Here is an 8,042-nt window from a genome sequence, read left to right as displayed (position 1 = left end):
TTTTGTGTTTGGCCGCGGGGGGGCCCCGGCCCCCCCCCCGGGCCCCCGGGCCCCCGGGCGGGGGGGGGGGGGGTTCCCGGCACGCGCACCCCCCCCCGCCGTGTTCGTGTCGTGACTCCCTGACAGCGTCGTGAGCAGGGCGGCGACGCTCCGGGCCCTCCGGCGGGGCGCTTCGGGGCCGTCGCCCACGGGTGGGAAACACCCGTCGCGCACGAGACGGGCCCTTGACGCGGCCCCCGGCTGCCAGGCACGCTGACACCAGCAAGACCTTCCGCGCTTGCGACGGCCACCATCCGGGCAACGGCAGCGGCGGCACCATCGCCGTGGCACCCGGGCGGTCCGTGGGTATGCCGCGTTCCGAGCGGCCCGGTCAGGCCCCGTTCCGGGGGCCCCGAGGCACGTTCCGCGGCGACCTGCGGGTTGGGCTGGACAGCGGTTAGCCTCTCGGCTACACTGCTAGTTTGCGCTGCCTTCCGACTTGACCCCTGCGCAGAAATGTCCGATTACGGATATTTCTGGTGGGGTCATTGGAGTGCACGCGTACCAGCCGTTCTGCAGCACCGGTCCTCGGAAGGACGCATCTTGGCAGCTTCCCGCCCTGCGAAGACCAGTCGTACGTCGAGCGCTTTCGCACCCCGCCGAGTTTCATTCGGCAGGATCACCGAGCACCTCGAGGTCCCCAACCTCCTCGCCATCCAGAACGAGTCCTTCGACTGGCTCGTCGGCAACGAGGCTTGGCAGGGCCGGTCGGCGGACGACCCGCACGCACGCTCGGGTCTCGCGGAAATCCTCGACGAGATCAGTCCCATTGAGGACTTTTCCGGCACCATGTCGCTCTCCTTCTCGGCGCCGCGCTTCGACGAGGTCAAGGCCTCGATCGAGGAGTGCAAGGAGAAGGACCTGACCTACTGCGCCCCGCTGTTCGTGACGGCGGAGTTCACCAACAACACCACCGGCGAGATCAAGAGCCAGACGGTGTTCATGGGTGACTTCCCGATGATGACGCCCAAGGGCACGTTCATCATCAACGGCACCGAGCGCGTCGTGGTCAGCCAGCTCGTCCGGTCCCCGGGCGTCTACTTCGACAAGCAGCCGGACAAGACCTCCGACCGCGACCTCTCCAGCGTCAAGGTCATCCCGAGCCGGGGTGCCTGGCTCGAGTTCGACATCGACAAGCGCGACACCGTCGGCGTCCGCATCGACCGCAAGCGCCGGCAGGCCGTCACCGTCCTGCTCAAGGCCATCGGTTGGTCGGCCGAGCGGATCCGCGAGAAGTTCGGCTGGTCCGAGCTGCTGATGACGACGCTCGAGAAGGACCACATCGCCGGCCAGGACGAGGCGCTGCTCGACATCTACCGCAAGCTCCGCCCCGGCGAGCCGCCGACCCGCGAGAACGCCCAGACCCTGCTCGACAACCTCTTCTTCAACCCGAAGCGGTACGACGTCGCCAAGGTCGGTCGATACAAGTTCAACAAGAAGCTCGAGCTGGACGTGCCGATCACCACCGGCACGCTCACCGAGGACGACATCGTCGCCACCGTGGAATACCTCTGCCGGCTGCACGCCGGTGAGGACGGCTACGAGGCCGACGACATCGACCACTTCGGCAACCGGCGTCTGCGCACCGTGGGCGAGCTGATCCAGAACCAGGTCCGCGTCGGCCTGTCCCGGATGGAGCGGGTCGTCCGCGAGCGGATGACCACGCAGGACGTCGAGGCGATCACGCCGCAGACCCTGATCAACATCCGCCCCGTCGTGGCGGCGATCAAGGAGTTCTTCGGCACCTCGCAGCTGTCCCAGTTCATGGACCAGACCAACCCGCTGGCGGGCCTGACCCACCGGCGGCGGCTGAGCGCGCTCGGCCCGGGTGGTCTGTCCCGGGAGCGGGCCGGCTTCGAGGTCCGCGACGTGCACCCGTCCCACTACGGCCGGATGTGCCCGATCGAGACGCCCGAAGGCCCCAACATCGGCCTGATCGGCGCGCTGTCCACCTTCGCCCGGGTCAACCCGTTCGGCTTCATCGAGACGCCGTACCGGAAGGTCGTCGACGGTCGGGTCACCGACCAGATCGACTACCTGACCGCGGACGAGGAGGACCGGTTCGTCAAGGCGCAGGCCAACGCGCCGCTGAAGGCCGACGGCACGTTCGCCGAGGACCGGGTCCTGGTCCGCCGTAAGGGCGGCGAGACCGAGGACGTCGCGCCGGGCGCCGTGGACTACATGGACGTCTCGCCGCGGCAGATGACCTCGGTCGCGACCGCGATGATCCCGTTCCTGGAGCACGACGACGCCAACCGGGCCCTGATGGGCGCGAACATGCAGCGCCAGGCGGTGCCGCTGGTCAAGGCGGAGTCGCCGCTGGTCGGCACCGGCATGGAATACCGTGCCGCCGTCGACGCCGGTGACGTGGTCGTGGCCGAGGTCGGCGGCGTCATCGAGGACCTCTGCGCCGACTACATCACCATCCACCAGGACGACGGCCACCGCCGGACGTACCTGCTGCACAAGTTCCGCCGCTCCAACGCCGGCTCCTGCGTCAACCAGAAGCCGGTCGTCTTCGAGGGCGACCGCGTCGAGGCCGGCCAGGTCATCGCCGACGGTCCCTGCACCGACGAGGGCGAGATGGCGCTCGGGCGCAACCTGCTGGTCGCGTTCATGTGCTGGGAGGGCCACAACTACGAGGACGCGATCATCCTGTCGCAGCGCCTCGTGCAGCAGGACGTGCTCACCTCGATCCACATCGAGGAGCACGAGGTCGACGCGCGGGACACCAAGCTCGGCCCGGAGGAGATCACCCGCGACATCCCGAACGTCAGCGAGGAGATGCTCGCCGACCTCGACGAGCGCGGCATCATCCGGATCGGCGCCGAGGTCGTCCCCGGCGACATCCTGGTCGGCAAGGTCACGCCCAAGGGCGAGACCGAGCTGACCCCGGAGGAGCGGCTGCTCCGCGCGATCTTCGGCGAGAAGGCGCGCGAGGTCCGGGACACCTCGCTGAAGGTGCCGCACGGCGAGACCGGCACGGTCATCGGCGTGCGCACGTTCTCCCGCGAGGACGGCGACGAGCTGCCCCCGGGCGTCAACGAGCTGGTCCGGGTCTACGTCGCCCAGAAGCGGAAGATCCAGGACGGCGACAAGCTCGCCGGCCGGCACGGCAACAAGGGCGTCATCTCGAAGATCCTGCCGATCGAGGACATGCCGTTCCTGGAGGACGGCACCCCGGTCGACATCGTGCTCAACCCGCTGGGTGTGCCGTCCCGGATGAACATCGGCCAGGTGCTGGAGACGCACCTCGGCTGGGTGGCCAAGACGGGGTGGAGCGTCGACGGCGACGACGCCGAGTGGAAGCGCCAGCTGCGCTCCATCGAGGCGCACGAGTCCGAGCCGGACACCAACGTGGCCACGCCGGTCTTCGACGGCGCCCGCGAGGAGGAGATCTCCGGTCTGCTCGCGTCGACCCTGCCCAACCGGGACGGCAAGCAGCTCATCGGCTCCTCCGGCAAGGCGCAGCTGTTCGACGGTCGCTCCGGCGAGCCGCTGCCGGACCCGATCGCGGTCGGCTACATCTACATCCTGAAGCTCAACCACCTGGTCGACGACAAGATCCACGCCCGGTCGACCGGCCCGTACTCGATGATCACGCAGCAGCCGCTGGGTGGTAAGGCGCAGTTCGGTGGCCAGCGCTTCGGCGAGATGGAGTGCTGGGCGATGCAGGCGTACGGCGCCGCGTACGCCCTGCAGGAGCTGCTGACCATCAAGTCCGACGACGTCCTGGGCCGGGTCAAGGTCTACGAGGCGATCGTCAAGGGCGAGAACATCCCGGAGCCGGGCATTCCGGAGTCGTTCAAGGTGTTGCTCAAGGAGCTCCAGTCGCTGTGCCTGAACGTCGAGGTGCTCTCCAGCGACGGCGTGGCCCTGGAGATGCGCGAGACCGACGACGAGGTGTTCCGGGCCGCAGAGGAGCTGGGCATCGACCTGTCCCGGCGCGAGCCGAGCTCGGTCGAAGAGGTGTGAGGTGGTGGTTCGGGGCAGGGTGACCGGCTCCAGGCGGTCAGGCTTGATCCTTCCGCCGGTCACCCTGCCCCGAACCCCACGGATTAGCTAGCTTTAAAGACGACGACATAGGGGACATAGTGCTCGACGTCAACTTCTTCGACGAGCTGCGCATCGGTCTCGCCACCGCCGACGACATCCGTCAGTGGTCGCACGGCGAGGTCAAGAAGCCCGAGACGATCAACTACCGCACCCTCAAGCCGGAAAAGGACGGGCTCTTCTGCGAGAAGATCTTCGGTCCGCAGCGGGACTGGGAGTGCTACTGCGGTAAGTACAAGCGGGTCCGGTTCAAGGGCATCATCTGCGAGCGCTGCGGCGTCGAGGTGACCCGCTCCAAGGTCCGCCGCGAGCGGATGGGGCACATCGAGCTGGCCGCTCCGGTGACCCACATCTGGTACTTCAAGGGCGTGCCGAGCCGGCTGGGCTACCTGCTGGACCTCGCCCCGAAGGACCTCGAAAAGATCATCTACTTCGCCTCGTACGTCGTGACGAGCGTGGACGCCGAGTCGCGTCACCGTGACCTCTCGACCATCGAGAACGAGATCCTGGCCGAGAAGCGGCAGTCGGAGAACAGCCGCGACTCGGAGATCGAGAAGCGGGCCGCCAAGCTGGAGGCCGACCTGGCCGAGCTGGAGGCCGAGGGCGCGAAGGCGGACGTCCGGCGCAAGGTCAAGGAGGGCGGAGAGCGCGAGATGCGCCAGATCCGCGACCGGGCCCAGCGCGAGATCGACCGCCTGGACGAGGTGCTCGACACCTTCCGCAAGCTGGAGCCGAAGCAGCTCGTCACCGACGAACTGCTCTACCGGGAGCTGCGCGACCGGTTCGGCGAGTACTTCACCGGCGGCATGGGCGCCGAGGCGATCAAGGCGCTGGTCCAGAACATGGACCTCGACGCCGAGGCCGAGAGCCTGCGCGAGACCATCCGCTCCGGCAAGGGCCAGCGGAAGATCCGGGCGCTCAAGCGGCTCAAGGTCGTCGCGGCGTTCCTGAACACCCGCAACTCGCCGCTCGGCATGGTGCTGGACTGCGTCCCGGTCATCCCGCCGGACCTGCGCCCGATGGTGCAGCTCGACGGTGGCCGCTTCGCGACCTCCGACCTCAACGACCTGTACCGCCGCGTGATCAACCGGAACAACCGCCTCAAGCGGTTGATCGACCTCGGCGCGCCCGAGATCATCGTCAACAACGAGAAGCGGATGCTCCAGGAGGCCGTCGACGCGCTGTTCGACAACGGCCGCCGCGGCCGGCCGGTCACCGGCCCGGGCAACCGCCCGCTCAAGTCGCTGTCCGACATGCTCAAGGGCAAGCAGGGCCGGTTCCGGCAGAACCTGCTCGGCAAGCGCGTCGACTACTCCGGCCGTTCGGTCATCGTGGTCGGCCCGAAGCTGAAGCTGCACCAGTGCGGCCTGCCCAAGCAGATGGCGCTGGAGCTGTTCAAGCCCTTCGTGATGAAGCGGCTGGTCGACCTCAACCACGCGCAGAACATCAAGTCCGCCAAGCGGATGGTCGAGCGGCAGCGGCCGGTCGTGTGGGACGTGCTGGAAGAGGTCATCGGCGAGCACCCGGTGCTGCTCAACCGCGCGCCGACCCTGCACCGCCTGGGCATCCAGGCCTTCGAGCCGCAGCTGGTCGAGGGCAAGGCCATCCAGATCCACCCGCTGGTCTGCACCGCGTTCAACGCCGACTTCGACGGCGACCAGATGGCGGTCCACGTGCCGCTGTCCGCCGAGGCGCAGGCCGAGGCGCGGATCCTGATGCTGTCGTCGAACAACATCCTCAAGCCGGCCGACGGCAAGCCCGTCACCATGCCCACCCAGGACATGGTCATCGGCCTCTACCACCTCACCCACCTCACCGCCGGTGAGAAGGGCGAGGGCCGGGCGTTCAGCTCGGACGCCGAGGCGCGGATGGCGTTCGACGCCGGCGAGCTGCACCTGCAGGCGCCGGTGCGGATCCGGCTGCGCGGGCTGGTCGGGGTCGACAACGGCGCCGGCGCGCAGCCGTGGGTCGCGCCGGAGGGCTGGGTCGAGGGTGAGCCGCTCACCGTCGAGACCACCCTGGGCCGGGTGCTGTTCAACGAGACGCTGCCGCAGGGCTACCGCTTCGTGAACTACGAGATCCGCAAGGGTCAGCTCTCCGCGATCGTCAACGACCTCGCCGAGCGCTTCCCGAAGGTCGCCCTCGCCGCGACCCTCGACGGGCTCAAGGAGGCCGGTTTCCACTGGGCCACCTGGTCCGGCGTGACGATCGGCATGGAGGACGTCATCGCTCCGCCGCGCAAGCGGGAGATCCTGGAGCGGTACGAGAAGGAAGCCGACCGGATCGACAAGCAGTACCAGCGTGGTCTGATGACCGCCGAGGAGCGTCGCGGCGAGCTCATCGAGATCTGGACCAAGGCGACCAACGAGGTCGCCAAGGAGATGGACACCGCGCTGCCGCAGGAGAACCCGCTGTGGAAGATGATCAACTCGGGTGCCCGCGGTAACCTGCTCCAGCTCCGCCAGATCGCCGCGATCCGTGGTCTGGTGGCCAACCCCAAGGGTGAGATCATCCCGCGTCCGATCAAGGCGTCGTACCGCGAGGGTCTCTCCGTGCTGGAATACTTCATCTCCACGCACGGTGCCCGTAAGGGTCTCGCCGACACCGCGCTGCGGACCGCCGACTCGGGTTACCTGACCCGTCGTCTGGTGGACGTCTCGCAGGACGTCATCATCCGCGAGGAGGACTGCGGCACCGACCGGGCCATCCCGATGCAGATCGGCGAGCGGCGCGACGGCAAGCTGTACGTCCACGAGCACGCCGAGACCAGCGTCCACGCCCGGACCCTGGCCGACGACATCAAGGGCCCGGACGGCACCGTCGTCGCCCACCGGGGCCAGGACATCAACTCCATCCTGGTCGACGCGATCGTCGCCGCCGGGACGGAGACGGTGCGGGTGCGCAGCGTGCTCACCTGCGAGTCGAAGCTGGGCGTCTGCGGTGCGTGCTACGGCCGCTCGCTGCCGACCGGCAAGACCGTGGACGTCGGCGAGGCGGTCGGCATCATCGCCGCCCAGTCGATCGGTGAGCCCGGTACGCAGCTGACGATGCGTACGTTCCACACCGGTGGTGTCGCGGGTGAGGACATCACCCAGGGTCTGCCGCGTGTCCAGGAGATCTTCGAGGCCCGCGTCCCGAAGGGCAAGGCGCCCATCGCCGACACCCCGGGCCGGATCCGGATCGAGGACGGCGAGCGGTCGCGGAAGATCATCGTGGTGCCGGACGACGGCTCCGACGAGATCGTCTACGACAAGATCTCCAAGCGGGTCCGGCTGCGGGCCCACGACGGCGACCACGTCGAGGTCGGCGAGAAGCTCACCGAGGGCACCATCGACCCGCACGAGCTGCTGCGCATCCTCGGCCCGCGCGCGGTCCAGGTCCACCTGACCCAGGAGGTCCAGGAGGTCTACCGCTCGCAGGGCGTGCTCATCCACGACAAGCACATCGAGATCATCATCCGCCAGATGCTCAAGCGGGTGACGGTCATCGACTCCGGCTCGACCGAGTTCCTGCCGGGCGTGCTGGTCGACCGGGCGCTGTTCGAGTCGGAGAACCGCCGGCTCGTCGGCGAGGGTGGCGAGCCCGCCGCCGGTCGCCCCGTGCTGATGGGCATCACCAAGGCCTCGCTGGCCACGGACTCCTGGCTGTCGGCGGCCTCCTTCCAGGAGACCACCCGGGTGCTGACGGACGCGGCGATCCACGCCCGCAGCGACTCGCTGATCGGCCTCAAGGAGAACGTGATCATCGGTAAGCTCATCCCGGCCGGTACGGGCATCAGCAAGTACCGCAACGTCCGGGTCGAGCCGACCGAGGAGGCCAAGGCCAAGGTCTACTCGATGACCGGATACCCGGAGACCGACTACGGCTTCGGGCCGGCCAGCGGGCAGGCCGTGCCGCTGGACGACTTCGACTTCGGGTCGTACCGCTAGATCACGCACTGACGACGAGGC

Annotated in this window: 2 protein-coding genes; both read left to right on the top strand. The window is 68.4% G+C overall.

From position 1 onward, the window contains the following. The first annotated feature begins 582 nt into the window (after positions 1-582). Positions 583-4,014 (top strand): DNA-directed RNA polymerase subunit beta, encoded by a 3,432-nt coding sequence (locus ACFYWL_RS01330; protein ID WP_386965723.1) that lies wholly within the window; start codon positions 583-585, stop codon positions 4,012-4,014. 119 nt (positions 4,015-4,133) lie between these two features. Continuing rightward, positions 4,134-8,021 (top strand): DNA-directed RNA polymerase subunit beta', encoded by a 3,888-nt coding sequence (locus tag ACFYWL_RS01325; protein WP_178066444.1) that lies wholly within the window; start codon positions 4,134-4,136, stop codon positions 8,019-8,021. Positions 8,022-8,042: the final 21 nt, after the last annotated feature.

Source organism: Micromonospora sp. NPDC002575 (assembly GCF_042889525.1).
Classification (GTDB): domain Bacteria; phylum Actinomycetota; class Actinomycetes; order Mycobacteriales; family Micromonosporaceae; genus Micromonospora; species Micromonospora carbonacea.
This window is presented reverse-complemented; position numbering and strand designations above follow the sequence as displayed.